Here is a 12,178-nt window from a genome sequence, read left to right as displayed (position 1 = left end):
CAGAGCCATGTCAGGCTCGTGTAGGCCCGCGGGGCCACAGTTCTCGGCATGGAAACAGCAGCACACCCCCCGGCCGGCACCCGAGGCTTCGTCGCGAAGCTCCTCGCCGACCGTCACTCCGTCCCGCTCTCCCTCGCCCTGCACCTGGTGCCCGGCGCGGTCATCGTCGCCGTGTACGCGTTCGTCGCCGCCCCCTTCACCCGGGCGATCAACTACCCGAGCTTCCTGGCCTGGGCCATCGCCCTCGCGCTCGTGCTCTTCCCCCTCCAGTTCTTCCTGCTGTGGCTGGGCAAGAAGCAGACCGGCCGGTACACGATGAAGGGCGTCGTCCACTACCGCGCCAAGCCGCTCTCACGCGGCAGGGTCTTCTGGCTCGGGGCCGCGTGCCTGGTGTGGATGACCGTGGTCTCGCTCTCGCTGACCCCGCTGGACAACCTCGTCTACGACTGGTTCTTCACCTGGGTGAACTACCAGGGCGCCGGCCCCGAAGGCACCGCCTACCTCCAGGGCTACCCGCACGAGCTCGTGCTCACCACGCTGCTCATCTGCGCCCCGTTCACCGGCTTCACCCTGCCCCTGCTCGAGGAGTACTACTTCCGCGGCTTCCTGCTGCCCCGCCTTCCGCAGCTCGGCAAGTGGGCCCCGTTCTTCAACACCTTCTTCTTCTCCGTGTACCACTTCTGGGCTCCGTGGACGGTCCTGTCGAAGCTCGTCTTCCTCTACCCGGGCGTCTGGCTCGCCTGGAAGAAGCAGGACATCCGCCTCTCGATCGCCATGCACCCCGGCTCGGCGCTGCTGATGACCGTGGTCGGCGTCATCGCCCTCGCCACCGGCGCCTACTCGATGTGACCTCACCCCGGCATCAACCGGCGCTGCGGTACAGGTCCCGCCTCTCACCCAGCCGCTCGAGACCGGCCGACTGGTAGGTGGCCACGGCGCCGACGTTGAAGCTCGGGGTGCACACGACCACGCTGGACGAGCCCATCTCCTGGAGCACGCGCGCCGCGGCGACCGTCACCGCCCGCCCGTAACCGTGACCACGATGGGCCGGGTGCACCCCCATCGGCTCGATCAGCCCCATCCTGCCTTCACCCGCCGACCACACCCCCACGGTCGCCACCGCCTCGCCCCGCTCATCGCGGACGGCCAGGCACCGCGCGTCGGCGAACGCCGGGCCCGAGGCCATCGCGTGCCAGCGCTCCTCGCTGAACGTCGACCCATCGAACGACGCCCGCTGGACCGAGGCCCACTCGTGCGCCCGTTCCGGCCCGATCACCTCGACGCGAACGCCGGGATCCGGCACAGGCACGCCGAGGTCACGCCGGAGGACCGTCCACGGCTCGCCGACCTCCCAGCCGCCCCTGAACAGCACGTCCTGAACCAGCGCGCCCACCGGCGCCTCGACATACACCTTGCCCCCGGGCAGCACACCACGCTCGTCCGCCGACACGTCCTCGGCCACCTGCTGCGCCAGCGCCTCGTCCCGCAACGCCTCCGGCGCGACCGCCAGCCGCAGCAGGTCCTCGCCATCCAGCAGCCCGACCGCCAGAACCTCCCCGGCCCGGCTCCAGGTCCGCGTGGCCTCCGCCGTCTTCTCCGCCCCGAACCGCCAGAACCACCCGACGTCCCCCGGGTGCAGTTGCACGGGCGCTTCGCCGTACTGCCACTCCCGCAACACCCGCAGCACGTCACCGAGCCCGTCGACCCCGGGCCTGCCCATCTCGATCGCCATCCCCCGATCACACACCGCCCCACCGCCCCACCGCACCCGAATTTCCGGCCGGCAGGCATCAAAGCCCGCTACCGGCCCGGCGCGCTCTGATACTCATCGGACCGCCCTGCGTCACCTGCTGAGTCCGGATCCGGCGATCGGAGCAGGTTCTCGAAAAGGGTGTCCACCAGGTCGCGGGGAATGCTCGCGCCGGTCAAGGCGCGGTAGACGAGCGGGCCGACGAGGGCGTCCATGGTGGCGTCGGGGTCGAGGACGGGTGAGATCTCGCCGGCGTCGACGGCGCGGGTGAGCATGTCGCGTTCGCGGTCACGGCGGGGGTCCAGGTAGCGCTCGTGAAGGGCGGCAGCCGTGCCGGGATCGTGTTGTGCCTGGGCGAGGAGTGCGAGCAGGACCTTGCCGGCGGGGTCTTGGGTGAGGAAGCGGGCGAAGCTGCGTAGGTAGCCGCGGAGGTCCTCCGCCGCGGACTGCTCCGCGGGGGCAGGAAGGCTCTTGGCGCTGTCGGCGATGAGCGTGTCGAGGAGGATCTCGACCTTCGACGGCCACCAGCGGTAGATCGTCTGCTTGGCCACCCCTGCGCGGCGCGCGATCGCCTCGATGGTCAGCGCGCCGAAGCCGTGCTCGGCGAGCAGATCGTCGGCGGCGTGGAGGACGGCCAGGCGGGCGGCCTCGTCGCGGCGGTTGCCGGAGCGCGCTCTGCGGGGCTGAGAGTTCGCGGTGGGCATGCAACACCGAGCCCGGCTACGAGCTCTACAAGGCCAGCAAGGCCGCGCTCAACCAGCTCATGCGCAGTTACGCCACCCGTCATGCCGGCGACGGGCAGACCAAGCTGCTCATCGACCCCGGCCACAACCGGACCCAGTTGGGTGGGCCCGATGCGCCCCTCAGCCCCCAGGAGAGTGTCCCGGCCGTCGTGGACGTCCTCGAAGCGCAGGCCGGCGCCCCCGGGCTGCGGTTCCTGGACCTGCACGGCGAGACCGTCCCCTGGTAGGGCCTACAGCTGCCGCAGCAGCCGCATGGCCGCCTCCTCGATGCGCGACAGGGCGTGGAGGAGGACTCCGGCCTGCTCGAGGTAGTCCACCTCCCCGGTCTCCCCGGCCTTCGCGATCAAGGAGGACACGTCCGTCCACAGGACCGCGGCCTCGCCGTACATCCTGTGACCCGCGCGGAGGTTCTCGTCGTCGATCAGCTCGGCGCACTCGCCCAGAAAGTCGCGATACAGGGTGCGGAAGAGCGCGCCGCCGGTGCCGCCCCTCTCCATGACGAGGGCGGCCTGCTGCAGGTCCTCGCGCGGGTCGGCGGTACGGCGCAGCCAGGCGGGCACCTGGTTGCCGGCCTTCTCGATGCCCCGGTGGCCCAGGTTCGCGATGGGGGCGGCGAGGAAGGCGTCGGCGCACTCCCTGATGGCGGGGATGAGCTGGTCCTGCCAGGTGAGCGGGTGGGCCGGCAGGGCGAGGGTGAAGGACCGGTTCCTGGCGGTCATCGGGCCGCGTTCGGCCCGTGCCAGGGCGAGGCTGGCCCGGCTGGTGCGTACCGCCCCTCCCTGCTGGTCGGTGTCCACCAGGTAGGCGTCGTTGTCGTCGTAGCCGTACATCGCGACGACATGACCGCCGAAGTGGACCTTGGAGGTGAAGTACTCCAGGTGGTAGCAGTCGAGCTGAAGCCCGACCGGGCGGCCGGCGTCGACGGCGGCGGCCGCGTTCTGCCACGCCTTGCGCTGCGACGTGGTCTCGGCGGCCGCCAGCGTCAGCCCCAGCCTGGCGGCCAGGTTCCTGGTGAGGTCGAACGGCTTGACCCGGCCCCCGAGGAACGGGAAGGGCATGCCCTTGCTGTCCCAATAGACGAAGGACAGGCCCGCGCCCAGCCCGAACAGCATCGGCTCGGACAGGTCAAGTCCCTCGTGCCGCAGCAGCACCCCCAGCGCCGTCGTCTCGCAGTGCTGCGTGCCGCGGGCCTCGATGTCCTTCACGATGGTCATGCGTCGCTCTCCTCATGCTCACGCGGCGAACGGTCCCCGACAGCATGAGGTCTCCCCCCGTGGGAGAGTCCAGCCACCGGGTCAGGGCTGGTAGCCGATGTGGTGCAGGAGGGTTCGCAGGCGGTGTTCGATCTGGGCGGCCGTCACCTCCTCCTGCTGCAGGAGGACGGCGGCGATCGCGCTGGCCAGGATGTCCTGGATGACGCCGGGGTCGGTGTCAGGGGGGAAGTGGCCGGCGGCGACGGCCTGCCGGGCGGTGGCGGTCAGGGCGTCCAGGCGCGGGCGGAGGTAACGCTTGGTGTAGGCGGCCACCAGGTGCGGGTAGTCCACCGAGGCGCCCACGACCCTGGCCATCAGGGCGCGGAAGCGGGGGCGGCTGAGGAGGTCGGCGATGTTGGCGACCAGTTCGTCGATCGAGTGGCCGGCCGGGTCCGCGTCCGTGTCGGGGTTGCGGGCGTGTTCCAGCGCGGCCATCAGCAGGTCCTCTTTGGCCTTCCAGCGACGGTAGACGGTCAGCTTCGCCACGCCTGCGCGCTGGGCGACCGCCTCGATGCTGGTGCCCGCCGCGCCGCGCTCGATGAGCAGGTCCAACGCCGCATTCATGATCGCTGCGTCGTTCTCCGGGTCGCGTGGGCGGCCGTGGCGTTCTGCGCGGGCCACAGCACCTGGTTCAGCCATGCCGTCAGTTTGTCGGGTGCCGGACGGCCACGCCAACCGATGTGCCCGTCGGGGCGGATCAGGATCACGTCGCGGGTGGCCGGGGGTTCCGCCGAGGTCAGGGCGATGACCAGTCCGGAGCCCAGTTGCGCGGCGGCCGCGTCGGCGTGCCGTACGGCGGTGTCCGGATCGGCGGCGAGCACCACCCAGCGCCCGAGGATCGCGGCGTGGAGCGTGGTGCGGCCGCCGTCTGGACGGCGGCAGGCCAGGTCGGGCATCCGGTCGCCGGGGCGCAGGCCGGGCAGCCATCGGTGCGATCCCGGCGCCAGCGGGCCGCCTCGGTAGGTGATGCCGAGCTGGGAGGCGGCCAGCCACAGCCGGCGCTGTACGGCGGGCAGCCGGAAGACCGGCAGGACGACCAGGTCGCGGACGAGTCGTTTCCAGGGCGTGTGCGGCAGCATGATGTCCACGGCGGTACTGGTGGCGCGCAGGACGTTGCGGGCCAGCGGGCGTCGTTCGCCTTCGTAGGTGTCGAGCAGTTCCTGCCCGGCGCGGCCGTGGGCGACCAGCACGAGCTTCCAGGCGAGGTTCTCGGCGTCGCCGAGTCCGGTGTTCTGTCCCTGGCCGCCGGTCGGGCTCTGGATGTGCGCCGCGTCGCCCGCCAGCAGGATCCGGCCGCGGCGGTAGGTGTCGGCGAGCCGGCGGTGGATCCGGAACTCCGAGGCCCACCGGACGTCGCCGACGGTGTCGAGGCCGATGCCGCTGCGCCGGGAGAACTCGTCCAGGACCCGTTCGGTGATCTCGCTGTCGGACAGCCGGTCGGGCAGGCCGGCGGGTGGCTCGGTGAAGACGCGCCATGTGTTGTCCGGCAGCGCGGTGACCGAGAGCATGTTCCCCGCCTCCATCCAGGTGGTGCTGCCGTTCCTGTCGAACGGCCACGAAGCCTGGACGTCGATCATCAGCAGGCGTTCGAGGAGTTTGCGGCCGGGGAAGCCGATTCCGGCGAGCTTGCGCGCCATGCTGTGCGCGCCGTCGCAGCCCACCAGCCACTGGGCCGCGATGTGCTCCTCGGCGCCGTCGGGGGTCCGGACGGTGGCCTTGACGCGGGTGGCGTCCTGCTGGACGGCCTCCAGCCGTTTGCCCCACTCGATGGTGCCGCCCACCTCGGCCAGCCGTACCCGCAGGGCGCCCTCGACCTCGGCCTGGGAGATGAGCAGTGTCTGTTTGGGCTGGTCGGCGACAGCCTGTCCAACGTGGAAGCGCAGGACGGTGCGTGGGCCCTCGTTGTAGGACATGTTGAGCGAGGTCTGGGAGCGCTCCGGGAGGTCGCCGAGCGCGCCGATGCGTTCCAGCACTTCCACGCCGCGCGGCTGCAGGCCGAGGGCGCGGGAGGTGGTGGCGGGGGCGGGGGCGGCGTCGATGACGCGGATGGGGACGTCGTGCAGGGCCAGGTGGATGGCCAGCGCGAGGCCGGTGGGCCCGGCGCCCGCGATGAGGACGGTGTCAGTCACTTAGTAAACGATACCGTACCGATTACTAAATGGAAGAGGGTCTGATGTTGGTCAAGGCGCAGCGGGGCGCATGGCGGGCGGGCGGGCGGCGCCCCAGGATGCTGGGGTCCATGACGACCTTGCGAAGGAGCACGATGCGCTACCTGGCCCTGATCCCCGCCGCCGCCCTGGCGGGGCTGTTCATGATCACCCCCGCCCACGCCGCGCCGGCGCCGCCCGACGAGCGCCAGACCCAGTCGATGCCCGGCGACCTGCTCTCCAGCCTGACCCGCGGGCTGCCGATCGGCGGGCTGCCGGTTAGCTGAGAACCCTCCAACGGGACCGGTGCGCCGGTCCCGTTGACAAGATTCCCAACCAATCGCATGCTTGCTCTCACGACGGCCCTGGCGCGAGGCCCCTGAACTCGTGGAGGGTTGTATCCCCATGTCCCAGCACCCCACCCGCCGCGCCCTCTTACGCGGCACCGCCGCCGCCACCGGCCTGGTGATCTTCGGCGCGACCGAAGGAGCGGCCGAAGCCCGGGCGGCGGTCACCCAGGAATACGACGTCATCGTCATCGGCGCGGGCGCCGCCGGCATGGTGGCCGCGCTGACCGCCGCGAAGCGGGGCCTGAGCACGCTGGTCGTGGAGAAGGCCGCCACGTTCGGCGGCTCGGCGGCCCGGTCGGGGGCGGGGATCTGGGTTCCCGGCAACGAGACGATCCTGGCCGCGGGCGTCCCCGACACCCCGGCCAAGGCCGCCGCGTACCTGTCCGCCGTCGTCTCCCCCAGCGGCGTCCCCGCGGCCAAGCAAACCGCCTTCCTCGCCGCCGGTCCCGCGATGATCTCCTTCGTCGTACGGCACAGCCCCCTGCGTTTCCGCTGGATGGAGGGGTACTCCGACTACTATCCCGAGCTCCCCGGCGGCCTGCCCAACGGCCGCTCCATCGAGCCTGACCTGTTCGACGGCAACCTCCTGGGCCCGGAACTGGCCAACCTGACCCCCGCCTACATCCCGGTCCCGGCCGGTGAGGTCATCTTCAGCGCCGACTACAAGTGGCTCAACCTGGCCCTGGTCAACGCCAAGGGCGCGGCCGTGGCGCTGGAGGGCGCGGCCCGGTGGGTGGCGGCCAAGGCGCGCGGCATCGAGCCGCTCACCATGGGCCAGGCGCTGGCCGGCGCCCTGAGAGTGGGCCTGGCGCAGGCCGGGGTGCCCGTCTGGCTGAACACCCCGCTGACCGACCTGCGGGTGGAGGCCGGTCGCGTCACCGGCGCCCTGGTCACCAGGAACGGCACGCAGACCCTGCTCAGAGCCAGGCGCGGCGTCATCCTGGCCTCGGGCGGGTTCGAGCACAACGGCGCCATGCGCACCCAGTACCAGGAGCAGCCCATCGGCACCGACTGGACCGTGGGCGCCGACTCCAACACCGGCGACGGCCACCGAGCCGGCCTCCAGGTGGGGGCCGCGGTCGAGTTCATGGACGACGCCTGGTGGGGCCCGGCCATCCCGCTGCCCGGCGAGCCGTACTTCTGCCTGGCCGAGCGCACGCTGCCCGGCAGCCTGATCGTCAACCAGGCGGGGCGGCGCTTCGTCAACGAGGCGGCGCCGTACAGCGACGTGGTGCACGTGATGTACGCGCAGGACGCGATCCCGGCGTGGCTGGTGATCGACCAGAACTACCGCAACCGGTACCTGTTCAAGGACATCCCGCCCACGCTGGACTTCCCCGGCTCCTGGTATCAGGCGGGCGCCGTGGTGAAGTCGTGGACGTGGAACGGGCTGGCGGCCAAGATGGGCGTGCCCGCCGCGGCGTTCAGCTCGACGTTGCTGCGGTTCAACACCTTCGCCTTCAACGGCCGTGACCTCGACTTCCGCCGCGGCGACAGCGCCTACGACCACTACTTCACCGATCCGGCCGTGGTGCCGAACTCCTGCCTGGCGCCGCTGCTGCTGCCGCCGTTCTACGCGTTGAAGATCGTCCCCGGCGACCTGGGGACCAAGGGCGGCCTGGCCACGGACGTCCACGCGCGGGTCCTGAGCACGAGCGGCGCGGTGATCCCCGGTCTGTACGCCGCGGGCAACGCCTCCTCCCCGCTCATGGGCCGCAGCTACGCCGGCGCCGGATCCACCCTGGGCCCGGCCATGACGTTCGGCCACATCGCCGCCAACCACGTGTAACGGCTTCACGCGGAAGAGGGTTGACAGCCCGCGCCGGCAGCCGCCACCTTGGCCCGGACGGATCTTGCGTGAAGGCGAGGCGGCGTTGGTTGTCAGCGGGCTTCTTCTCGGTGTTCTCCTCCTGGCCGCGGGCGCCGTATGGGCGCGCCGGAGCTACGTCGTGGTCACGGTCCAGGGCGAGAGCATGACGCCGACGCTGGCCGACGGCGACCGGGTCCTGGTGCGCAGGCGGCGGCCCGGGCAGGTGAGCCGGGGCGACGTGGTCGTGCTGGAACCACCGCGGGAGCCGGGGCGCTGGAACGTCAAACGGGTGGTCGCGCTGCCCGGCGACCCGGTGCCCGACGGCCTGCGCGAGACGGGCACGGTGCCGGACGGGGCGCTGGTCGTCCTGGGCGACAACCCCGGCGGCAGCGCCGACTCCCGCCAGCGCGGGTTCTTCCCGGCGGACCAGCTGCTCGGCGTCGCGCTGCGCCGGCTGGGCGGCCAGGCGTTATAGGTGAGGTTCCGGCTTCTCGGGCCGCTGCTGGTCGAGGTCGACGACGTACCGGTGCCGATCACGGCGCCGAAGCAGCGGACCGTGCTGGCGATGCTGCTGGCCCGGGCCGGGCACGTGGTGCCGGTCCGCGCGCTGGTGGCCGAGGTGTGGGACGAGCGGCCGCCCCACTCCGCCGTGGCGAACCTGCGCACCTACCTGATGCAGCTGCGTAAGCTCACCCGGACCGAGCTGGTCACCACCGAGGCCGGATACATGCTGCGGGTGGCGCCGGAGGAGTTCGACCTGGCCCGGTTCGAGGAGCTGTCCGCGCGCGGGCGGCAGGCGCTGGCCCGGCACGATCCGGCCGCCGCCCAGGACTCCTACGCCCGGGCGCTGGAGTTGTGGCGGGGCCCGGCGGCCGAGGACGTGCCGCTGGGACCGACGCTGCGCGAGGTGGTGGCCCGGCTCACCGGCCAGTACCTCAGCACGGTCGAGGAGCACACCGAGATCCTGCTCAAGATGGGCGCGCACCTGACCGTGCTCGGGCGCCTGCGCGAGCTGCTCGCCGCGCATCCCCTCAGGGAGCGCATGTACGGCCAGCTCATGGTGGCCCTGTACCGCGCGGGCGACGTGGCGGGGGCGCTGGAGGTGTTCGGTACGGCCCGGCGGGTGCTGTCGGAGGAGCTCGGCCTGGATCCCGGGCCCGAGCTGCGCCGGTTGCACCAGGCCGTCCTGTCGCGGGAGCGCGACATCGAGCCGGCGGCGCCCGAGGGGCGGACCCGGCCGCGCCAGCTGCCCAGGGAGCCGTCGGTCTTCGTCGGCCGGTCGGGCGAACTGGCCACGATGCTCGGCGCGCTGCGCGGCTGCGCCGTACCTCCGCTGGTGGCGCTGAACGGGCCCGGCGGGGTGGGCAAGTCCACGCTGGCGCTGCGGGTGGCGCACGCGGTGGCCGGGCAGTTCCCGGACGGTCAGCTCTATGTCGATCTGCAGGGGTCGAGCCCGGGGCTGGCGCCGTTGTGGCCCGCCGAGGTGCTCGGGCGGTTCCTGCGGGCGCTCGGGGTGAGCGAGGTGCCCGCGGCGCCGGCCGAGGCGGCCGCGGCCTACCAGTCGGCGCTGGCGGAGCGGCGGGTGCTGGTCGTGCTCGACAACGCCGTGGACGCGGCCCAGGTCGCGCCGCTGATCCCGGCGAGCGCCGGGTGCGCGACGCTGATCACCGCCCGGGCGGCGCCGACCACGCTGGACGCGGCGCACGTCGCCGTGGGGGTGCTGGACGAGGCGGAGTCGGTGCGGATGCTGGCGCTGCTGGCCGGTGAGGCGCGCATCGAGGCCGAGACGGACGCCTCCGCCGAGATCGCGCGGCTGTGCGGCTACCACCCGCTGGCCCTGCGCATCGCCGGGGCCCGCCTGGCCGCGCGGGCCTCCTGGTCGCTGCCGCGCTACGCCCAGCGGCTGCGCGCCCGGCGCCTGGACGAGCTGCAGGTGGCCGATCTGGCCGTCCGGTCCTGTTTCGCGACCGGCTACGAGGCGCTGAGCGCTGCCGCGGCGCGGGCGTTCCGGCTGTTCGGGGTGCTGGACGTGGCCGAGCTCGGGGTCGAGGCGGCCGTCGCGCTGCTCGGGGCCGAGCCGGAGGCGGGTGAGGCGGCGCTGGACGAGCTGGCCGAGGCCCGCCTGCTGGAGCCCGTCGGGGACAGCAGGTTCCGGATGCACGACCTGCTCAGGGTGTTCGCCGGTGAGCTGGCCGTACGCGATGATCCCCCCGACGAGCGGGAGCGGGCCGTACGGCGGGCGTTGGCGTGGTACCTCGGCATGTGCCGCAAGGTCCACTTGACCGTGGAGCCGCACCTTCACGCGGGAGAAGGCGCCTTCGACGATCCCGCGGAAGCGGTCGAGTGGTTCGAGACCGAGGCGCCCGCGCTGGTCGCGGCTGCCGCGCAGGCGGCGGCAGGTGAGCCCCGCTTCGTGATCGACCTGCTGCCGCTGGTCAAGGCGCTGGCGACGAAGACCGGCCGGTGGCGGGAGCTGGAGAGCATCGCCCGGCTGGCCGCCGAGGCGGCCGGGCGGCTGGGGGACGGGGCCGGGGAGGCTGCCGCGCTGACCACGCTCGGGGTCGTGGAGTGGCGGGCCGGCCGGATCGACGCGGCCCGCGCCTGCTTCGACCGCGCCCTCGGCCTGCGCCGCGAGCTCGGCGACCGGGAGGCGGAAGGGCTGGCGCTGCACACCCTGGGCTGGTTCGGCATGCGCACCGGCGACCTGGACGAGGCGTTCGAGCACATCGCCGCCGGGCTGAAGCTGCTGGAGGAGCACGGCTCGAGCCGGGTCGGCATGGTCCTGCATAACCTCGGCGAGGTCCTGCTGCGGCTCGGCCGCCGGGCGGAGGCGGCCGGCTGTTTCGAGCGCTGCCTGACGCTGCGCCGGGCCAACGGCGACCTGTTCGGCGAGAGCATCACGCTGGCCGCGCTCGGCCGCGCCTACACCTTGCTCGATCGCCGGGAGGAGGCGCTGGCGGCGTTCGCGACGGCGCTGGCCCGCTGCCGCGACACCGGCAACCGGGAGGACGAGTGGGAGGTGCTGCTCAGCCGCTCCGAGATCCACCTGCGCAACGGCGCGCGGGCCGCTGCGGCCGCCGACCTCGGCCGGGCGCTGGAGCTGACCGCGCGGCTCGGCGAGCAGTACGGCACCGCCGCAGCCACCCGTCAGCTGGCCCGGGCGCTCGGCGGCGAAGAGGAGGCCCGCCGGGCGGCGGCGTTGTTCGCGGCGCCGGGGCTGCGGCCCGATCCGGTGCTGGAGGCGCTGCTCACGGCCCGGTTGTAGGCCGGCTGTATGCGCCGCTGTATGACCCGGTCCTAGCGTTTCGGCTGCCCCCCAAACACTCATTAGGGAGTGACTCTTCATGAACCTCCTGGGACAGCTAGGCGACCGCCTGCTCGAGAAGTTCGTGCCGAAGGCCACCGCGCAGGCCGACAGCTCCTACTGGATGCACTGCTGGTGCTACGGCCAGACGCGCTACATGAAGCTCTGCCACATCGTCGGCGGCACGCACGGCTGCACGGTCGGCTGCGAGCCGCGCGGACGCTGCTGACCGGTCACCGATCGTGCCGTGTGGATCGCCGTCGCGTCGGCGATCCACACGGCATCGGGGAAACCATGCTCTACGTGACGATCGCCTGCCAGGCGCTGCTGGCCGGCGTCTTCGTGATCGCCGTCGCCGGCAAGGTGCGCGGGCGGGCGGCCTTCGGCGAGTACGTCGCCTCGATCGCCGCCCTCGGGTTCGTCCCGTGGGTGCGGCCCGCCGCCTATGCGCTGCTGGGGGCCGAGATCCTCGTGGCCGTCTCCCTGGCCACGCCCGCCGGCCTCGGCGCGGCGCTCCTGCTGCTGGCCGTCCTGACCACCGGCATCCTGCTCGGGCTGCGCCGGGGGCGGCGGGTGCCGTGCCGGTGCTTCGGCGCCACCGCCGCGCCGCTCGGCGTGACCCACGTGGTGCGCAACCTCGTCCTGGCGGGGGCCGCCGGTGCCGGGCTCGCCTCCGGCGCGTTCGCCGGGTCCGCCGCCGCCGACCCGGCGGGCGTGGCCGTCGCGCTGGTGGCCGCCGCCGCGGGCGTGCTGGTCGTGGTGCGCCTCGATGACCTGGTGAGCCTGTTCAAGTGAAGTGTCCCGATGAAGGTGTCCCCATG

The 12,178-nt window shown here is 72.7% G+C and carries 13 protein-coding genes; 8 read left to right on the top strand and 5 right to left on the bottom strand.

Annotated elements, in window-relative coordinates; genetic code table 11:
- The first annotated feature begins 48 nt into the window (after positions 1-48).
- The gene (locus tag FVE25_RS20160) at positions 49-849 is read left to right on the top strand and encodes a CPBP family intramembrane glutamic endopeptidase (RefSeq protein ID WP_157248558.1); all 801 of its coding nucleotides are present in this window, start codon (positions 49-51) and stop codon (positions 847-849) included.
- A 13-nt stretch (positions 850-862) separates the two neighbouring features.
- Here the strand turns inward: FVE25_RS20160 and FVE25_RS20155 are convergent, their stop codons facing one another.
- Positions 863-1,732 carry a GNAT family N-acetyltransferase gene (locus FVE25_RS20155; RefSeq protein WP_157248557.1) on the bottom strand — a complete coding sequence of 290 codons (870 nt, stop codon included), beginning with the start codon at positions 1,730-1,732 and terminating at the stop codon, positions 863-865.
- A 68-nt stretch (positions 1,733-1,800) separates the two neighbouring features.
- The gene (locus FVE25_RS20150) at positions 1,801-2,454 is read right to left on the bottom strand and encodes a TetR/AcrR family transcriptional regulator (RefSeq protein WP_157248556.1); all 654 of its coding nucleotides are present in this window, start codon (positions 2,452-2,454) and stop codon (positions 1,801-1,803) included.
- Positions 2,455-2,513: 59 nt separating this feature from the next.
- Between FVE25_RS20150 and FVE25_RS20145 the strand changes: the two genes are divergently transcribed.
- A complete protein-coding gene (locus tag FVE25_RS20145) occupies positions 2,514-2,720 on the top strand; it encodes a Rossmann-fold NAD(P)-binding domain-containing protein (RefSeq protein ID WP_219825576.1) in 207 nt (68 codons plus the stop codon).
- Positions 2,721-2,723: 3 nt separating this feature from the next.
- Here the strand turns inward: FVE25_RS20145 and FVE25_RS20140 are convergent, their stop codons facing one another.
- From FVE25_RS20140 to FVE25_RS20130, 3 genes are all read right to left on the bottom strand, one after another.
- Entirely contained in the window at positions 2,724-3,707 is a 984-nt protein-coding gene (locus FVE25_RS20140) for a BtrH N-terminal domain-containing protein (protein ID WP_157248555.1), read from the bottom strand.
- A gap of 81 nt (positions 3,708-3,788) precedes the next feature.
- Complete coding sequence (locus FVE25_RS20135; protein ID WP_181019647.1) at positions 3,789-4,310, bottom strand: TetR/AcrR family transcriptional regulator; 522 nt, start codon at positions 4,308-4,310, stop codon at positions 3,789-3,791.
- Positions 4,307-5,875 carry an FAD-dependent monooxygenase gene (locus FVE25_RS20130; protein ID WP_157248553.1) on the bottom strand — a complete coding sequence of 523 codons (1,569 nt, stop codon included), beginning with the start codon at positions 5,873-5,875 and terminating at the stop codon, positions 4,307-4,309. Before FVE25_RS20130 ends, FVE25_RS20135 begins: the two co-directional genes overlap by 4 nt.
- Positions 5,876-5,985: 110 nt before the next feature.
- Between FVE25_RS20130 and FVE25_RS20125 the strand changes: the two genes are divergently transcribed.
- The 6 genes from FVE25_RS20125 to FVE25_RS20100 all read left to right on the top strand — a co-directional run bounded on the left by FVE25_RS20125 (position 5,986) and on the right by FVE25_RS20100 (position 12,152).
- A complete protein-coding gene (locus tag FVE25_RS20125; protein WP_157248552.1) occupies positions 5,986-6,180 on the top strand; it encodes a hypothetical protein in 195 nt (64 codons plus the stop codon).
- Positions 6,181-6,298: 118 nt separating this feature from the next.
- The gene (gene kstD, locus FVE25_RS20120) at positions 6,299-8,032 is read left to right on the top strand and encodes a 3-oxosteroid 1-dehydrogenase (protein WP_157248551.1); all 1,734 of its coding nucleotides are present in this window, start codon (positions 6,299-6,301) and stop codon (positions 8,030-8,032) included.
- 64 nt (positions 8,033-8,096) lie between these two features.
- Positions 8,097-8,528 carry a signal peptidase I gene (gene lepB / locus FVE25_RS20115; protein WP_219825575.1) on the top strand — a complete coding sequence of 144 codons (432 nt, stop codon included), beginning with the start codon at positions 8,097-8,099 and terminating at the stop codon, positions 8,526-8,528.
- Complete coding sequence (locus FVE25_RS20110; RefSeq protein ID WP_157248550.1) at positions 8,529-11,318, top strand: AfsR/SARP family transcriptional regulator; 2,790 nt, start codon at positions 8,529-8,531, stop codon at positions 11,316-11,318.
- A gap of 79 nt (positions 11,319-11,397) precedes the next feature.
- Positions 11,398-11,586, top strand: a complete 189-nt coding sequence (locus FVE25_RS20105; RefSeq protein ID WP_157248549.1) for a hypothetical protein — start codon at positions 11,398-11,400, stop codon at positions 11,584-11,586.
- Between the two features lie 65 nt (positions 11,587-11,651).
- Positions 11,652-12,152: a MauE/DoxX family redox-associated membrane protein gene (locus FVE25_RS20100; protein WP_157248548.1), complete on the top strand. Its 501-nt coding sequence runs from the start codon at positions 11,652-11,654 to the stop codon at positions 12,150-12,152.
- Positions 12,153-12,178 lie beyond the last annotated feature (26 nt).

Source organism: Nonomuraea typhae (assembly GCF_009760925.1).
GTDB classification, from domain to species: Bacteria; Actinomycetota; Actinomycetes; order Streptosporangiales; family Streptosporangiaceae; genus Nonomuraea; species Nonomuraea typhae.
The sequence above is the reverse complement of the archived record's forward strand: the minus strand, read 5'-3'. Positions and strand labels throughout refer to the sequence as shown.

Bases quoted from the DNA above. Each gene is read 5' to 3' on its own strand.
- FVE25_RS20135 (WP_181019647.1), bottom strand. From the start codon at position 4,310: ATGAATGCGGCGTTGGACCTGCTCATCGAGCGCGGCGCGGCGGGCACC.
- FVE25_RS20100 (WP_157248548.1), top strand. From the start codon at position 11,652: ATGCTCTACGTGACGATCGCCTGCCAGGCGCTGCTGGCCGGCGTCTTC.
- kstD (WP_157248551.1), top strand. From the start codon at position 6,299: ATGTCCCAGCACCCCACCCGCCGCGCCCTCTTACGCGGCACCGCCGCC.
- FVE25_RS20160 (WP_157248558.1), top strand. From the start codon at position 49: ATGGAAACAGCAGCACACCCCCCGGCCGGCACCCGAGGCTTCGTCGCG.
- FVE25_RS20105 (WP_157248549.1), top strand. From the start codon at position 11,398: ATGAACCTCCTGGGACAGCTAGGCGACCGCCTGCTCGAGAAGTTCGTG.
- FVE25_RS20150 (WP_157248556.1), bottom strand. From the start codon at position 2,454: ATGCCCACCGCGAACTCTCAGCCCCGCAGAGCGCGCTCCGGCAACCGC.
- FVE25_RS20125 (WP_157248552.1), top strand. From the start codon at position 5,986: ATGACGACCTTGCGAAGGAGCACGATGCGCTACCTGGCCCTGATCCCC.
- FVE25_RS20145 (WP_219825576.1), top strand. From the start codon at position 2,514: ATGCGCAGTTACGCCACCCGTCATGCCGGCGACGGGCAGACCAAGCTG.
- FVE25_RS20155 (WP_157248557.1), bottom strand. From the start codon at position 1,732: ATGGCGATCGAGATGGGCAGGCCCGGGGTCGACGGGCTCGGTGACGTG.
- FVE25_RS20140 (WP_157248555.1), bottom strand. From the start codon at position 3,707: ATGACCATCGTGAAGGACATCGAGGCCCGCGGCACGCAGCACTGCGAG.